We start from the raw sequence: 15461 nt of genomic DNA on the forward strand, positions 1-15461 counted from the left end.
CACCTTGGACGCGGCAGATGGGGCGCGTATCGCGTCGGCACGGCGGCATGCCGCCCGGCCGGCGAATTCAGGAGCGAACATGAAACGTCGTTACTTCGGCACGGATGGCATCCGGGGTCAATCCAACACCTTCCCGATGACGCCGGACCTTGCCATGCGGGTCGGTATCGCCGTCGGCACGATCTTCCGGCGCGGCGCGCATCGTCACCGCGTGGTGATCGGCAAGGACACGCGCCTTTCCGGCTACATGTTGGAAAACGCCATGGTGGCGGGCTTCACCGCGGCCGGCATCGACGCCTTCGTCCTCGGCCCGATCCCCACGCCGGCCGTCGCCATGCTGACCCGGTCGCTGCGCGCCGATATCGGCGTGATGATCTCGGCCTCGCACAATCCCTTCTACGACAACGGCATCAAGCTCTTCGGCCCGGACGGCTACAAGCTCTCCGACGAGCTGGAGATGGAGATCGAGGACCTGCTCGAAAAGGACATGATGGCGCAGCTCGCCAAGTCCGCCGAGATCGGCCGGGCCAAGCGCATCGACGGCGTGCACGACCGTTATATCGAGCATGCCAAGCGCACGCTGCCGCGCGATGTCACGCTTCAGGGCCTGCGCGTCGCCATCGACTGCGCCAACGGCGCGGCCTACCGCGTGGCGCCGGCCGCGCTTTGGGAGCTCGGCGCGGATGTCGTGACCATCGGCAACGAGCCGGACGGCCTCAACATCAACCTCGAATGCGGCTCGACGCATCCCGAGACGCTGCAGCGCAAGGTGCATGAGGTGCGTGCCGATATCGGCATCGCGCTCGACGGCGATGCCGACCGCGTGCAGATCGTCGACGAGAACGGCAAGATCATCGACGGCGACCAGCTGATGGCGGTCATCGCCGAAAGCTGGGCGGAGGACGGCATGCTGCGCGGCGGCGGCATCGTCGCGACCGTCATGTCCAATCTCGGTCTCGAACGCTTCCTTACGGACAAGGGCCTTGGCCTCCAGCGCACCAAGGTCGGCGACCGCTATGTCGTCGAGCACATGCGCCAGCACGACTATAATGTCGGCGGCGAGCAGTCCGGCCATATCGTTCTGTCCGATTTCGGCACGACCGGCGACGGCCTCGTGGCGGCACTGCAGATCCTTGCCTGCGTCAAGCGCAGCGGCAGGACGGTAAGCGAGGTCTGCAACCGTTTCGAGCCGGTGCCGCAGGTGCTGAAGAATGTCCGCGTCCAGGCCGGCCAGCCGCTGGAGGATGCGACGGTCCGCCAGGCCATCGCGGATGCGGAAAGCCAGCTCGCCAGGAACGGCCGCCTGCTGATCCGCCCCTCCGGCACGGAGCCGCTGATCCGCGTGATGGCGGAAGGCGACGACCGCGCCCAGGTGGAGCGCATCGTGGACGAACTGGTCGGCGTCATCGGCGCGGTGCGCAGCGCCGCCTGAACGGATCAACCGCTATTTTTGAAGGCCGGGGCTTCGCTCCGGCCTTTTCTATTGGCTGCAAGTCGAAGCGTACTCTTTACTTAAAGATTTTCCGAATTTGTGAATGGTTGTTAACGGATAGAGTAAACTTTTGTAGTTAATCGGGCCTTAACCTTTCTTCGCCATTATCCATAGCCGATCGAGGGACTTGGAAAGCCGGCTTGCCGGGCGTGCCAAGCACAAGCCTATTGGAGCAAGGCCATGAGGAAAGTTTTGAGTGGCATCGTCGCCGTCCTGCTGACAGGCACGTCGGGTTACGCGGCCGATCTGTATGAGCCGCAGGTCATCGAGGCCCCGGTGCAGGAGACCGCCATTGTCGAGACCAGCGGCTGGTATCTGCGCGGCGATGCGGGCTGGTCGTACAACAAGATGCGCGGTGCGCATTATTTCCAGGGATCGAATGACACCGACGCGGATTTTGACTATACGCGGCTGAAAAGTGGCTTTGTCATCGGCGGCGGTGTCGGTTACCAGATCAACGACCACTTCCGCACCGACGTGACGCTCGACTATATGTTCAAGTCAAACTTCCGGGGCGGCACGACCGGCCTGTGCGGCGTGACGCCTTGCCAATCGACCGATCGTTCGGGAATGTCCGCTCTCAGCCTGCTCGCCAACGCCTATGTCGACATCGGCCACTATGGTGTCTTCACGCCTTACGTCGGCGGCGGTATCGGCGGCTCCTATGTGAAGTGGAATAAGCTGGACAACACCATCTGCAATGGTGGTACGTGTACGACTACTGAACACGGCGGCAAGAAGAGCTGGCGCTTTACCTACGCGCTCATGGCCGGTGCTTCGATCGATCTGACCTGTAACCTCAAGGCCGATGTCGGCTATCGCTTCCGCCACATCACCAAGGGCGCGATGTTCGGCTTCAAGAACAACGGCGGTCCGGGCTACGACAAGGGCTTCTACAGCCATGAGGCCCGCGCCGGTCTTCGCTACTCCTTCAACGGCTGCGAAACGGCGACCTATATCCCGCCGGCCGATATTCCGATCGAGCAGCCTGTCTACAAGTAAGCCGCCTTGCCGGATGAATTTTCAGGGCCGCCCTTCGGGGCGGCCTTTTGCATTCCGGCGCGGCGGGGAGGGGCTTAACGGTTTCTTCATTCCTTAAGAAATATGGTTAACCAACGGTGTATGGCGGCGTGTGGCGGCCGGCACCGGGTCACTGCCGGGCTATCCGGTCTTCAGGGAATCGAGACATGTTCCGCCGCTTCGCATCGTTTGGCATGGCCGCCGTCGCAGCTTTCATCGCGACAAGCGCCGTTGCCGGCGACATCGAGATCATCGACGCGCCGGAAATCGACGTGTCGAAAAGTGCCAGTGCGCAAGGCTGGTACATTCGCGGCGATCTCGGCTATTCCGGCTGGATCAAGGGCGACCGGCCCCGCCTGACGGACGCGGGCGGCACGCGGGATTTCGATACGGCGCGCTTCTCCCGGCCGCTCTCCTACGGCGTCGGCATCGGCTACCAGTTCAGCGACCTGCTGCGCGGCGATGTGACCGCCGATTTTTCCAAGGACGATTTCAAGGGCAGCGCCGCCTGCGCCGGCGGTCCCTGCGCCTTCAAGGCGGATTATTCCGCTGCCGGCCTGATGGCGAACGGCTATATCGACCTCGGCACGCTCGCCGGCTTCACGCCTTATCTCGGGGCGGGGCTCGGCGCGACCTGGCTCGACTGGCGGAACCCTGCCTGCTCGGGCGCGGGTTGCCCCGGCGTGGAAGGGCGGGATGGCCTGCGCTTCACCTATGCGCTGATGGCCGGCGCCTCCGTGGATCTCACCTCCCGCGTCAAGCTCGACTTCGGCTATCGCTTTTCCGGCATGGGCGGCGGCAAGGCCTTCCGCTCCGCCGCAGGTGACGTGGATATCCGCGACCACGGCCTGCACAAGCACGAATTCCGTGTGGGGCTGCGCGTTCCTCTCTGGTAAGACATCGTCCAGCAGTTTTCGCGGCGCATCGGGAAACTGGCGCGCCGTTTCCATTGCGCCCTATTATTTTTCGATCGCGACATATTCCGCTTGACTTGAAAACGGCTCTCCCATATCCACGGCGGCGGGACACTCCTCCCCAACGAGGAGCTATCTATCTGGAAGGATAGCGATCATGACGAAGACCGTCACACCGCCGGACGTGCGTCCGAACAATACCCATTTCTCTTCTGGCCCGTGCTCGAAGCGCCCCAACTGGTCGCTCGAAGCGCTTTCCGATGCTACGCTCGGTCGTTCGCACCGCGCCAAGATCGGCAAGACGAAGCTCAAGCAGGCCATCGATCTCACCCGTGAAGTCCTGGAAGTGCCGGCGGATTACCGCATCGGCATCGTGCCGGCCTCCGATACCGGCGCCGTCGAAATGGCGCTGTGGTCGCTGCTCGGCCCGCGCGGCGTCGACATGGTCGCCTGGGAAAGCTTCGGTTCGGGCTGGGTTTCGGATGTCGTGAAGGAGCTGAAGCTCCCCGACACCCGCAAGATCACGGCCGATTACGGCTTGCTGCCCGACCTTTCCACGATCGATTTCGACCGTGACGTGGTCTTCACCTGGAACGGCACGACCTCGGGCGTGCGCGTTGCCAATGCCGACTTCATCCCGGCGGACCGCAAGGGCCTCACCATCTGCGACGCGACCTCGGCCGCCTTCGCGCAGAACCTCGATTTCGCCAAGCTCGATGTCGTCACCTTCTCCTGGCAGAAGGTTCTCGGCGGCGAGGGCGCACATGGTGTCATCATCCTGTCGCCGCGCGCCGTCGAACGCCTCGAAAGCTATACGCCGGCCTGGCCGATGCCGAAGATCTTCCGCATGACCAAGGGCGGCAAGCTGATCGAGGGCATCTTCCAGGGCGAGACGATCAATACGCCCTCCATGCTTTGCGTCGAGGACTATATCGATGCGCTCCTCTGGGCGAAGGACGTCGGCGGCCTCAAGAGCCTGATGGCCCGCGCCGATGCGAACGCCAAGGTCATCTTCGACTTCGTCGAGAAGAACGACTGGATCGCCAATCTCGCCAAGGATCCGGCGACGCGCTCCAACACCTCGGTCTGCCTGACGATTGCCGACAAGGACGTGCTGGCGCTCGACGCCGAGGCACAGGCGGCTTTCGCCAAGGGCCTCGTCTCGCTGCTCGACAAGCAGGGTGTCGCCTACGACATCGGCGCGTACCGCGATGCCCCGTCGGGCCTGCGCATCTGGGCCGGTGCCACCATCGACACCGCCGACCTCGAAGCGCTGATGCCCTGGCTGACCTGGGCCTTCGAGACCCAGAAGGCGACGCTTTCCAAGGCTGCGGCCTGATTTCGCGACCGGCTTCGTCCTTCGGGCGGAGCCACCCTTTATCTCATCTTTCAAGACCGATTTAAGGAGGCCTATCGTGGCACCTCGCGTACTCGTATCCGACGAACTCTCGGAAACCGCCGTCCAGATATTCCGTGATCGCGGCGTCGAAGTCGATTTCCAGCCGAAGCTCGGCAAGGACAAGGAAAAGCTCGCCGAGATCATCGGCAACTATGACGGCCTCGCCATCCGCTCCGCCACCAAGGCGACGGAAAAGCTGATCGCGGCGGCGACCAACCTCAAGGTCATCGGTCGTGCCGGCATCGGCGTCGACAATGTCGATATCCCGGCCGCCTCGCGCCGCGGTATCATCGTCATGAACACGCCCTTCGGCAACTCGATCACCACCGCCGAGCACGCCATCGCGCTGATGTTCGCCGTCGCCCGCCAGCTTCCGGCCGCCGACAGCTCGACCCAGGCCGGCAAGTGGGAGAAGTCGAAGTTCATGGGCGTCGAGATCACCGGCAAGACGCTCGGTGTCATCGGTGCCGGCAATATCGGCGGCATCGTCTGCAAGAAGGCCATCGGCCTCGGCATGCATGTCATCGCCTACGATCCCTTCCTGTCGGCCGAGCGCGCCGTGGAAATGGGCGTCGAGAAGGTGGAACTGGACGACCTGCTCGCCCGCGCCGATTTCATCACGCTGCACGTTCCGATGACGGACAAGACCCGCGGCATCCTGGGCAAGGAAGCGCTCGCCAAGACCAAGAAGGGCGTGCGCATCATCAATTGCGCCCGTGGTGGACTGGTCGATGAGGCGGCGCTTGCCGAAGCTATCAAGTCCGGCCATGTCGCTGGCGCCGGCTTCGATGTGTTCGAGGTCGAGCCCGCGACCGAAAGCCCGCTCTTCGGTCTCGATAACGTCGTCTGCACGCCGCATCTCGGCGCGTCGACCACGGAAGCGCAGGAGAACGTCGCCCTGCAGGTCGCCGAACAGATGTCGGACTACCTCGTCAAGGGTGCCGTCTCGAACGCCATCAACATGCCGTCGATCACCGCCGAGGAAGCGCCGATCCTGAAGCCCTTCATCCGCCTTGCGGACGTGCTGGGCGCCTTCGTCGGCCAGGTCACGGAAAGCGCGATCAAGGAAATCGAGATCCTCTACGACGGCGCGACCGCGACGATGAACACCAAGGCGCTGACCAGCGCGGTGCTTGCCGGCCTCATCCGCTCGCAGGTGGCCGACGTCAACATGGTCTCGGCGCCGGTGATGATCAAGGAGAAGGGCATCATCCTCTCCGAGGTCAAGCGTGACAAGTCGGGCGTCTTCGACGGCTATATCCGCCTGACGGTGAAGACCGCCAACCAGACCCGCTCGGTCGCCGGCACGGTCTTCTCCGACGGCAAGCCGCGCTTCATCCAGATCAAGGGCATCAACCTCGATGCCGATGTCGGCCACCACATGGTCTACATCACCAATACCGACGTTCCCGGCATGATCGGCTTCATCGGCATGACGCTCGGCGAGGCCGGCGTGAACATCGCCAACTTCCAGCTCGGCCGCGAGAAGGAAGGGGGCGACGCCATCGCGCTGCTCTATGTCGACGGTGCGCTTTCCGATGAGGTGGTCGCCAAGCTCGGCGCCAACCCGGCGATCCGCCAGGTCAAGCCGCTCGTCTTCAACGTCGACTGATCTTCGTCCCTCCCAAGACGGAAATGGAAAGGCCCGCCGGAGCGATCCGGCGGGCCTTTTCCGTTTCAGCCGTTCTTTTCGCTCGGCCGGCCCCATTCGGCGACAGCGATGCCGCCGAGGACGAGGAGAAGGGCGAGGACATGGAAGAGCTGGATCGTCTCGCCGAGCAAAAGGACGGAGAGAATGGTGCCGAAGACGGGAATGGCGTTGATGAAGAGGCCGGCGCGGTTCGCGCCGATCATCTCGACGCCCCGCACATAGAGCACCTGCGAGAGCAGGGAGGGGAAGATGCCGGCATAGAGCACGACGCCCCAGCCGGTGGCGTCCGGGAAGATGGCTGCGCCGCGCGACAGTTCCCAGATGAAAAGCGGGATGGCGCTGAGGAGGGCACCGAAGGCGGGGGCGGCGATGAAGCTCTGCCAGTGCAGTTCCGGCTTCCAGCGCAGCGATACGGTATAGCCGGCGTAGACGATGCAGGCGACGAGCATCAGGGCGTCGCCGAAATTGAACTGAAGTTCCGCCAGTGCCGAGAATTCGCCATGAGCGGCTGTTAACAGCACGCCGACAAGGGTCACGGTAAAGCCGAGGACCTGCGCGAGCGATGCCTGGATGCGGAAGAGCAGGAAGTTGAAGACGAAGATCAGCATGGGAATGCCGGCCTGCTCGATGACCGCATTGATGGCGCTGGTATAGCCGACGGCGGTGTAGAGTAGGGCGTTGAAGGCCGTGAAGCCGAAGACGCCGTAGAGCAGGAGCTGCAGCCAGTGGCGGCGGATCTTCGGCCAGTCGCGCTTCACCTGCGGCAGCATGAAGGCGAGGATGACGAGAAGGGCCACGATCCAGCGGAAGGTCGTCAGCACCATCGGGCTGACATGGCCGACGGCGAGCTTGCCGGCAACCGAGTTCGCGCCCCAGAAAAGCGTGGTGACGGACAGATAGATATAGGCTCTGCTGTTCAAGGCGGCTTGTCCGGGTGAGAAAGGCAGGGGCGGGATGGGTAGGCGGCGCCTCACATAAGGCGAAAATCCGCGCCATGTCATGCAAAAAGCGGATGCCGGCCGCCATAACAGGGTCGCATTCCCAAAGACAACACAGTATAGATGCGCGGGTTTCAGGTCAGGCGCACGTGCACGTGCGCGTAAACGAGTGAAGCGCTCGCGCGCGAAAACGGGAAAGATGAAATGGCAAGTGTCGTAGTTGTCGGTTCGCAGTGGGGTGACGAAGGCAAGGGCAAGATTGTCGACTGGCTTTCGGAACGGGCGGAGGTGATCGTTCGTTACCAGGGCGGCCACAATGCCGGTCATACGCTCGTCATCAACGGCATCAGCTACAAGCTGGCCCTGCTTCCGTCCGGTCTTGTGCGCGGAAAGCTCAGCGTCATCGGCAACGGCGTCGTCGTCGATCCTCACCATTTCGTCGCGGAAGTGGAAAAGCTGCGCGCGCAGGGCGTCGCCGTGACGCCGGAGGTGCTGCGCATCGCCGACAACGCGCCGCTCATCCTGTCGCTGCACCGCGATCTCGACGCGCTGCGCGAGGACGCTGCCTCCAGCAACGGCACCAAGATCGGCACGACCCGCCGCGGCATCGGCCCGGCCTATGAGGACAAGGTCGGCCGACGCGCCATCCGCGTGATCGACCTTGCCGAGCCGGAGACGCTGCGGCCGAAGATCGAGCGCCTGCTGACGCACCACAATGCGCTGCGCCGGGGCATGGGCCTTGCCGAAATTTCCGTCGAATCCATCGAGGAAGAACTGACTTCCGTCGCCGCGCAGATCCTGCCCTATGTCGACCGGGTCTGGGATGTTCTCGACAAGCACCGCAAGTCCGGCGCGCGCATCCTCTTTGAAGGCGCGCAGGGCGCGTTGCTCGACAACGACCACGGCACCTATCCGTTCGTGACATCCTCCAACACGGTTGCCGGGCAGGCGGCCGCCGGCTCGGGCCTCGGCCCGACGGCGATCAGCTATGTGCTGGGCATCACCAAGGCTTATACGACCCGCGTGGGCGAGGGCCCGTTCCCCTGTGAGCTGGATGACGAGATCGGCAAGCATCTTGCGACCGTGGGCCGCGAGGTCGGCGTCAATACCGGCCGCCCGCGCCGTTGCGGCTGGTTCGATGCCGTGCTGGTGCGCCAGACGGTCAAGACCAACGGCATCAGCGGCATCGCGCTCACCAAGCTCGACGTTCTCGACGGGCTGGACGAATTGAAAATCTGCGTCGGCTACAAGCTGGATGGCAAGGAGATCGACTACCTGCCGGCGAGCCAGAGCCAGCAGGCCCGCGTCGAGCCGATCTATGTCACGCTCGAAGGCTGGAAGGAATCGACGGTCGGCGCGCGCAGCTGGGCGGACCTGCCGGCCCAGGCGATCAAGTATGTCCGTCAGGTCGAAGAGCTGATCGGCGCGCCGGTCGCCCTGCTTTCGACCAGCCCGGAGCGCGACGACACCATACTTGTGACCGACCCGTTTGAGGACTAATCTCAAGCTCAACACCAGTTCCGTGACCTATTCCAATAGGATAGCACGCGAACACGACGGAAAGTTCTGATGGCGGATTTTGTAGCAGTCATTCGAAGGGCCGTGGATGGCCTCTCGGACAACAATGCCGAGATGCGGCAGAAGGTTTACGAGAAAGCCCGCGGCGCGGTCCGCCGGCAGCTCGAATCCATGAACCCGCGCCCTTCCGATGAACTCATGAAGCGCCAGCTCGACAAGCTGGAAGCGGCGATCACGGACGTCGAGGGCGATCATGCCGAGGCGCTTCCGGCCGAGGAGCCCGCCTTCGAACCCGTCGAGGAACCCGTTGCAGCCGCGCCGGTGGCGGAAGAGCCCGCCGCCGTCGCGCAGCCGGAAGAAGAGCCTGTCACAGCCGCCGAGCCGGAGCCTTACGAGGAGCCGGTCGCCGTCGAGCATCATGCGGAAGAGCTGCCGGCCGAAGAGCCCGTCGCTTACGAGCCTGTCGCTCATGAACCCATTGCGCACGAACCGGTGGCCGAAGAGCCGGCTGCCGAGGAACCCGTCGCCGTCAGCGAGCCGGACGCCGAGCCGGAGCCCGAACCCGTCGTCGAGGAGCAGATCGTTCATCACGAGCCGGTCGCCGTCGCCGCTCATGTCGAGCCGTCCTGGCAGGCGGAGGCCGAGCCGACGGAGGACTACGTTCCCTCTTGGCACGAGCCCGAGCATGACGTGACCGCCGAGGCGGGGGCCGAGACGGTGGAGGTCGTCGAGCCCGAGCCGGTCGCCTATCCCGTTCACGACGTACAGGCGCCGGAGGCCGATCCGCTGGCGGAAGCCCGCATGCCGGCCGCCGAAGCCGCATGGGACTGGAACGAGGCAGCCACCACCGCGACCGTCGCCGAGAACCGCGACCAGCCCGCCGTCGAGCCCGATCCGCTTGCCTGGGAATGGCCCGAGGAAAAGGCCGTCCCGGCGGAAGCCCAGCCGGCCGACACCGCGAAGAAGAGCGATTGGGACGACCTCGACGACCTGATGGGCTTCCCGGCCAAGACGGAACCGTCCGTCACGGCGAAGCCCCCGGCCTTCGACGACGGCCTTGCGGGGATCACCTCGACGGCAGCGGCAACAGCAGGCGCCGAGACGGCCCGCGCGCCGCAGCGTTCGTTCCGCGCCGAGCCGCGCAAGTCGCGTTTCGGCCTCGGTGCGCTTGCCGCCACCGTCGCGTTCCTGGCGATCGTCGGCGGTGCCGGCGCGGCCTACTGGTTCAACCGCGATACGGTGAACGGCTGGGTCAACGAGAAGATCGCCTCCTTCACCGCCCCGGCGGAAAAGACGCCCGCGGAGACGAAGCCGGCCACCGAGACGGCGGATGGCGCACGCGACCTGCCGGCGAACACCACGCCTTCCACCCAGCAGACGGGCGATAATAATGCTGCCGGCACCACGGCGAACACCGAGGTCGCTTCCGCAGCGCAGAATGCCAGCGGCAAGTTCACCCAGCGCCTGATGACGGACGGCTCGGAGGTCGACAACGGCCCGGCGCCGGCGCTCGACGGCAACGGGACCGAAGAGGGCAAGTCCGTCGCGGCCCAGTCCACGGAAACCGCCCAGGCCGGGAACGACGGCAATGCCGGCGTGGCCACGGGCACGGAAACGGCGCAGCAGACCCCGGCCGGCAACGGCACGGCGACGACGACCGGCGAACAGGTCCCGGCCGCAACGGGTGAGCAGCCCGCTGCAGGCGTGTCGCAGAAGATGTTCCTTTACGAGGAGCGTCTCGGCCAGACCTCGCCGACGGCCATCGAAGGCACGGTCGCCTGGTCGAGCGCCGAGGAATCGCCGGGCGGAGACGCCAAGCCCGAGCCGGTGGTGCGCGCGCAGATCAACGTGCCCTCGAAGGGCCTGACGGCGCTCATCACCTTCCGCCGCAACGCGGACAAGTCGCTGCCGGCAAGCCATATCGTCGAACTGGTCTTCTCGCTGCCGGAGAATTTCGAGGGCGGCGGCATCGAGAGCGTGCAGCGCGTGGCGATGAAGCGGACCGAGCAGGACCGCGGCGATGCGCTCATCGCGGTGCCCGCCAAGATCACCGACGATTTCCACATGATCGCGCTCAACGACTTCCCCGAGGCGATCGCCAAGAACACGGAACTCATGCGCACGCGCTCGTGGATCGATATCCCGATCACCTACCGCAACGGCCGCCGCGCGCTGCTGACGCTCGACAAGGGCGCGGCCGGCACGGAAGCCTTCGACAAGGTGATGAAGGCCTGGGCCGCAGCCGGCAGCGCCGGCCAGTAAGGCTCCGCCAACAGGCAAAAAGAAAGGCCCGGCATTGCTGCCGGGCCTTTTTCATGTCGGGATGCCGTTCGCCTTATGCGTCTTCGATGACGCGGACGGCGCGGGCCTGTTCGGCCGCGTATTTCTGCACGGCTTCCTGCACCTTCTCGAAGGCGCGCACCTCGATCTGGCGCACGCGCTCGCGGCTGATGTCGAACTCGCTGGAAAGCTCTTCCAGCGTGACCGGATCCTCGGCGAGGCGGCGGGCCTCGAAGATGCGGCGCTCGCGATCGTTGAGGACGCTCATCGCGCGGGCCAGCATGGCGCGGCGCGTTTCCAGTTCGTCCTGTTCGATCAGGGTCTGTTCCTGGCTGTCGTGGTCGTCGACGAGCCAGTCCTGCCACTGGCCGCTGTCGCCTTCAGACGCCTTGATGGGCGCGTTCAGCGAGGCGTCGCCGGACAGGCGGCGGTTCATCGAGACGACTTCGTCCTCGGAGACCTTGAGCTTGGTCGCGATTTCCTTCACCTGGTCGGGGCGCAGATCGCCATCGTCGATGGCCTGGATCTTGCCCTTCATGCGGCGCAGGTTGAAGAACAGGCGCTTCTGGTTGGCCGTCGTGCCCATCTTCACCAGCGACCAGGACCGCAGGATATATTCCTGGATCGAGGCCTTGATCCACCACATGGCATAGGTCGCGAGGCGGAAGCCGCGTTCCGGGTCGAATTTCTTGACGGCCTGCATCAGGCCGACATTGCCCTCGGAAACGACTTCGCCGATCGGCAGGCCGTAGCCGCGATACCCCATGGCGATCTTGGCCACGAGACGAAGGTGGCTCGTGACGAGCTGATGGGCGGCGTTGCGGTCGCCGTGCTCCTGGTAACGCTTGGCGAGCATGTATTCCTGCTGCGGCTCAAGCATCGGAAACTTGCGGATTTCATCGAGATAGCGGTTGAGACCACCTTCTCCGGCCGTGATAGACGGCAGCGTATTGCGGGCCATTCAGCACCCCTTTCTGAGACGGCTTCCATTCCGGCAAGCCTTGGTTCGGAGCTTGATCCCGAGACCGGATCCCCGTCAGCGACCATGCTCCCCGTGGGTCATGGCGACCCCACTGATCCTACAGATAGGTATGGCGAAACAATGATTCAAGATTGCGCGCGCCTTCACGGCTGCGTGAAGGCGGCGGCGGAAAGGAATTTATGGCACATCCCCAAGATGGGGTCCGCCGCCTGGAAATCAAGGGGTTTACGCCTCATCCATGCTGCGCAAGGCGCCGATCAGCCGTTCCATGTCCGCCGGCGGGGGCGCCTCGAAATGCATGGTCTCGCCGGTCGAGGGATGCTCGAACTGGAGGAGGAAGGCATGCAGCGCCTGGCGGCGGAAGCCGTTGACGATCTTTCGCGCCTCGTCCGGCAGGCGGTTCGCCTTGGTGCGGAAGGCCGCGCCATATTCCGGATCGCCGATCAGCGGATGGCCGATATGGGCCATGTGCACGCGGATCTGGTGCGTGCGGCCGGTCTCCAGGTGGCACGCGACCAGCGAGGCGAGGCTCGTGCCGTCCTCGGTCTCGCCGTAGCGCTCCACCACCTCGTAATGGGTGATCGCCTCGCGGGCGTCGTCCGCGTCCTCGCGCTTGACCGCGCGCTTGGTGCGGTCGGCGCCGCGGCCGAGCGGGGCGTCGATCGTGCCCTTGATCTGGCGCGGGCGACCCCAGACGATGGCCTGGTAGGCGCGTTCCAGCGGACCGGTGCGGCCGTGGTCGGCGAACTGGTCGGAGAGATGGCGGTGGGCCACGTCGTTCTTGGCGACGACCATGACGCCGCTCGTTTCCTTGTCCAGCCGGTGCACGATGCCGGGGCGGCGCACGCCGCCGATGCCGGAAAGGCTCGCCCCGCAATGGTGGATGAGGGCATTGACCAGCGTGCCCGTCCAGTTGCCGACGGCGGGATGCACGACGAGGCCGGCCGGCTTGACGAGGACGATCAGGTCGTCGTCCTCGTAGAGCACGTCGAGCGGGATGTCCTCGCCCTTCGGCTCGGGATCGCGCGGGGCGGGCATGATGAATTCGATCACGTCGCCGGGATGCACCTTGCGCTTCGGCTCGGTCATCACCGCGCCGTTGACGATGGCGGCCCCTTCCTCGATCAGCGCCTTGATGCGGCTGCGCGAATAGTCGCCGGCAAGCGTGGCGGCCAGCCATGCGTCGATGCGTCCTTCCGCATCTTCCGGCGCGGTCAGGACTTTTCTTGTGGCCTCGGCTTCTTTAAAGGGGTCGGTCATCGTTTCACTTATGCTGATTGCCGGAAGGGCGCCCGACATGTCCAATATCGAAAACGACGATCAGGAAGACAAGCCGCTCGACCCGGTCATGGAGAATGTGCGCCGCAAGATGATGCGCCTGCAACTCGTTTCGGGCGGCATCATGCTTCTGATGTTCATGGCGGTGCTCGCGGCCATTGTCTATAAGATCAGCAACCGGGATGGCAAGCCGGAAGCGGTGGCGACTTCGGGCGGCCTGTCGGTGCCGAGCGATGCGCCGGTCAAGGCGACCGCGACGCTGCCGGCCGGTTTCGCCGTTTCGGCCGTGTCGCAGTCGGCCGGGCAGATCCTGTTCTACGGCGCGATGGCCGATGGCGCGCGCAAGGCCTTCCTCTTCGACATCGCCGCCGGCCGCGTCGTCGCCGAAATCGACATTGCGGGCAACTGATCCGGCATGGCCGCCGCGCCGATCCGCATATACGATCCCGGCGATCCGCGCATTGCCGGCTTCGTCTCGATCCGCGAGCGGGACCTGACGGGCCGCGACGGGCTTTTCATCGCCGAGGGCACCGTGGTGCTGCGCATGCTCGGGCAGGGCGCGGCGCGAGGCAACGGCTTTGCGGCGGAAGCCATCTTGCTTCTCGAAAACCGGCTGGCCGGGCTTGGCGACATGCTCGACGCCTTTCCCGAAAGCGTGCCGGTCTATGTCGCCGCGCAGCCGGTCTTCGATGCTATCGCCGGTTTCAACATGCATCGCGGCGTGCTGGCGCTCGGCCGCAAGCCGGCGTCGGAGATCGGCGCCTCGCTGCTCGGCCGGCTGCCGGCGGCGAGCCTCGTCCTGGCCGGCTGCGGCCTTTCCAACCATGACAATGTCGGATCGATCTTCCGCAACGCCGCCGCCTTCGGCGCGGATGCGGTCTTCCTCGACGAGACGTCCTGCGATCCGCTCTACCGCAAGGCGATTCGCGTCTCGGTCGGCTCCGTGCTGACGGTGCCCTTCGCACGCGGCCTTGCCGCCGAAGCCATGCTGCGCGGGCTTTTTGAGGCTGGCTTCGAGATCTGGGGGCTTTCGCCGCGCGGCGCGGTACCAGTGGCCGCCATCCCCGCCGCGCGCCGGATCGCGCTCGTGCTGGGGACGGAAGGCGAGGGGCTGCCGGACAGCATTCTTTCCTCGTTCCGTACCGCCCGCATCCCGCAACGTCCCGGCCTCGACAGCCTCAATGTCGCGACGGCGAGCGGCGTCGCGCTTTACCAGATCGCCCTGACGATGGGACGGGTGAGCTAAAGCATTTTCGCTTTCTTCGAATCGCGAAAACGCTCCAACTCTTTATTTTTGCGCAATCCCGGACGCAAAACCGCTTCGCACTTTTGCTGGAATTGCTTCAGGCGGGACGATAGGTCAGCCGGATCACATCCTCACCGATGCGGTCGCTCGCCACGAGGCGCAGCGGCGGGCGCGGGCCGGCGAAGAACGGCTTGCCGTGGCCGAGCACGACGGGGTGGAGATACAGCCGGTACTCGTCGACGAGGCCTAGATCGGTCAGGCTTCTCGCCAGTTCGGGTCCGGCAACCTCGATCTCTCCGTCGTGGTCGGCCTTCAGTTGCCGTATCGGCGCCTCGATGTCTTCGGAAAGAAGCGTGGCGTTCGGGCCGACGGATTTGAGCGAGCGCGACACGACCCATTTCGGCCGGCTGCGCCATGCCGCCGCATAGTCGCGCTCCGCCTCGCCCCATTCCGGACGGTCGTCGTCCCAATAGCGCATCACGTCGTACATCCGTCGGCCGTAAATCATGCCGGTGAGGCCGCGCACGTCATCGATGAAATGAAGAAACACCGCCGGCTCCGGCGCAAATGCCGTGTGATCGACATAGCCGTCCAGGGACTGGTTCAAAGCGAATACGAGCTTCGCCATGCCGCGGGTCTCCTCAAAAGCGCTGAAAGGGCGTGGGGAATGCTACGCAGAAAAGGCACCGGCTACAATCCGGTACTGGCGAGGCCACTCGGCTTCCGACTCGGCCCGCCCGCGG

Annotated in this window: 13 protein-coding genes; 9 read left to right on the top strand and 4 right to left on the bottom strand. The window is 64.8% G+C overall.

All coding sequences use genetic code 11. The features are described 5' to 3' along the window. Positions 1-79: 79 nt before the first annotated feature. The 5 genes from glmM (at position 80) to serA (ending at position 6437) form a co-directional block, all read left to right on the top strand. Entirely contained in the window at positions 80-1432 is a 1353-nt protein-coding gene (glmM, locus tag DSD28_RS12585) for a phosphoglucosamine mutase (protein ID WP_119256732.1), read from the top strand. A 240-nt stretch (positions 1433-1672) separates the two neighbouring features. After that, entirely contained in the window at positions 1673-2494 is an 822-nt protein-coding gene (locus tag DSD28_RS12590; protein ID WP_119256733.1) for an outer membrane protein, read from the top strand. A gap of 185 nt (positions 2495-2679) precedes the next feature. Then, positions 2680-3408 carry an outer membrane protein gene (locus tag DSD28_RS12595; protein WP_245424819.1) on the top strand — a complete coding sequence of 243 codons (729 nt, stop codon included), beginning with the start codon at positions 2680-2682 and terminating at the stop codon, positions 3406-3408. A gap of 175 nt (positions 3409-3583) precedes the next feature. Then, positions 3584-4765, top strand: a complete 1182-nt coding sequence (locus tag DSD28_RS12600) for a phosphoserine transaminase (protein ID WP_119256734.1) — start codon at positions 3584-3586, stop codon at positions 4763-4765. A gap of 76 nt (positions 4766-4841) precedes the next feature. Continuing rightward, positions 4842-6437: a phosphoglycerate dehydrogenase gene (serA, locus tag DSD28_RS12605; protein ID WP_119256735.1), complete on the top strand. Its 1596-nt coding sequence runs from the start codon at positions 4842-4844 to the stop codon at positions 6435-6437. A gap of 65 nt (positions 6438-6502) precedes the next feature. On the opposite strand, the gene DSD28_RS12610 is transcribed toward serA, so the two are convergent. Then, positions 6503-7396, bottom strand: coding sequence for a DMT family transporter (locus tag DSD28_RS12610; protein WP_119256736.1), 894 nt, complete (start codon positions 7394-7396; stop codon positions 6503-6505). Between the two features lie 222 nt (positions 7397-7618). Here DSD28_RS12610 and DSD28_RS12615 point away from each other — a divergent pair, with 222 nt between their 5' ends. Then, positions 7619-8914: an adenylosuccinate synthase gene (locus DSD28_RS12615; protein WP_119256737.1), complete on the top strand. Its 1296-nt coding sequence runs from the start codon at positions 7619-7621 to the stop codon at positions 8912-8914. A gap of 69 nt (positions 8915-8983) precedes the next feature. Further along, positions 8984-11194 (top strand): hypothetical protein, encoded by a 2211-nt coding sequence (locus DSD28_RS12620; RefSeq protein WP_119256738.1) that lies wholly within the window; start codon positions 8984-8986, stop codon positions 11192-11194. 73 nt (positions 11195-11267) lie between these two features. Here the strand turns inward: DSD28_RS12620 and rpoH are convergent, their stop codons facing one another. Further along, positions 11268-12173 carry an RNA polymerase sigma factor RpoH gene (gene rpoH / locus DSD28_RS12625; RefSeq protein WP_119256739.1) on the bottom strand — a complete coding sequence of 302 codons (906 nt, stop codon included), beginning with the start codon at positions 12171-12173 and terminating at the stop codon, positions 11268-11270. A 246-nt stretch (positions 12174-12419) separates the two neighbouring features. Next, positions 12420-13454, bottom strand: coding sequence for an RluA family pseudouridine synthase (locus DSD28_RS12630; RefSeq protein WP_119256740.1), 1035 nt, complete (start codon positions 13452-13454; stop codon positions 12420-12422). 37 nt (positions 13455-13491) lie between these two features. On the opposite strand from DSD28_RS12630, the gene DSD28_RS12635 reads away from it, so the two are divergent. Further along, on the top strand, positions 13492-13881 hold the full coding sequence (locus DSD28_RS12635) for a hypothetical protein (protein WP_119256741.1): 390 nt from the start codon (positions 13492-13494) through the stop codon (positions 13879-13881). 6 nt (positions 13882-13887) lie between these two features. Continuing rightward, positions 13888-14718, top strand: a complete 831-nt coding sequence (locus DSD28_RS12640; protein ID WP_119256742.1) for a TrmH family RNA methyltransferase — start codon at positions 13888-13890, stop codon at positions 14716-14718. Positions 14719-14815: 97 nt separating this feature from the next. On the opposite strand, the gene DSD28_RS12645 is transcribed toward DSD28_RS12640, so the two are convergent. Then, positions 14816-15346 (bottom strand): dihydrofolate reductase family protein, encoded by a 531-nt coding sequence (locus DSD28_RS12645; RefSeq protein ID WP_119256743.1) that lies wholly within the window; start codon positions 15344-15346, stop codon positions 14816-14818. Positions 15347-15461 lie beyond the last annotated feature (115 nt).

This window comes from Shinella zoogloeoides, from assembly GCF_003574625.1.
Taxonomy (GTDB): domain Bacteria; phylum Pseudomonadota; class Alphaproteobacteria; order Rhizobiales; family Rhizobiaceae; genus Shinella; species Shinella zoogloeoides_A.

Bases quoted from the DNA above. Each gene is read 5' to 3' on its own strand.
- DSD28_RS12600 (WP_119256734.1), top strand. From the start codon at position 3,584: ATGACGAAGACCGTCACACCGCCGGACGTGCGTCCGAACAATACCCAT.
- DSD28_RS12595 (WP_245424819.1), top strand. From the start codon at position 2,680: ATGTTCCGCCGCTTCGCATCGTTTGGCATGGCCGCCGTCGCAGCTTTC.
- DSD28_RS12615 (WP_119256737.1), top strand. From the start codon at position 7,619: ATGGCAAGTGTCGTAGTTGTCGGTTCGCAGTGGGGTGACGAAGGCAAG.
- DSD28_RS12590 (WP_119256733.1), top strand. From the start codon at position 1,673: ATGAGGAAAGTTTTGAGTGGCATCGTCGCCGTCCTGCTGACAGGCACG.
- glmM (WP_119256732.1), top strand. From the start codon at position 80: ATGAAACGTCGTTACTTCGGCACGGATGGCATCCGGGGTCAATCCAAC.
- DSD28_RS12640 (WP_119256742.1), top strand. From the start codon at position 13,888: ATGGCCGCCGCGCCGATCCGCATATACGATCCCGGCGATCCGCGCATT.
- DSD28_RS12630 (WP_119256740.1), bottom strand. From the start codon at position 13,454: ATGACCGACCCCTTTAAAGAAGCCGAGGCCACAAGAAAAGTCCTGACC.
- DSD28_RS12620 (WP_119256738.1), top strand. From the start codon at position 8,984: ATGGCGGATTTTGTAGCAGTCATTCGAAGGGCCGTGGATGGCCTCTCG.
- rpoH (WP_119256739.1), bottom strand. From the start codon at position 12,173: ATGGCCCGCAATACGCTGCCGTCTATCACGGCCGGAGAAGGTGGTCTC.
- DSD28_RS12635 (WP_119256741.1), top strand. From the start codon at position 13,492: ATGTCCAATATCGAAAACGACGATCAGGAAGACAAGCCGCTCGACCCG.
- DSD28_RS12645 (WP_119256743.1), bottom strand. From the start codon at position 15,346: ATGGCGAAGCTCGTATTCGCTTTGAACCAGTCCCTGGACGGCTATGTC.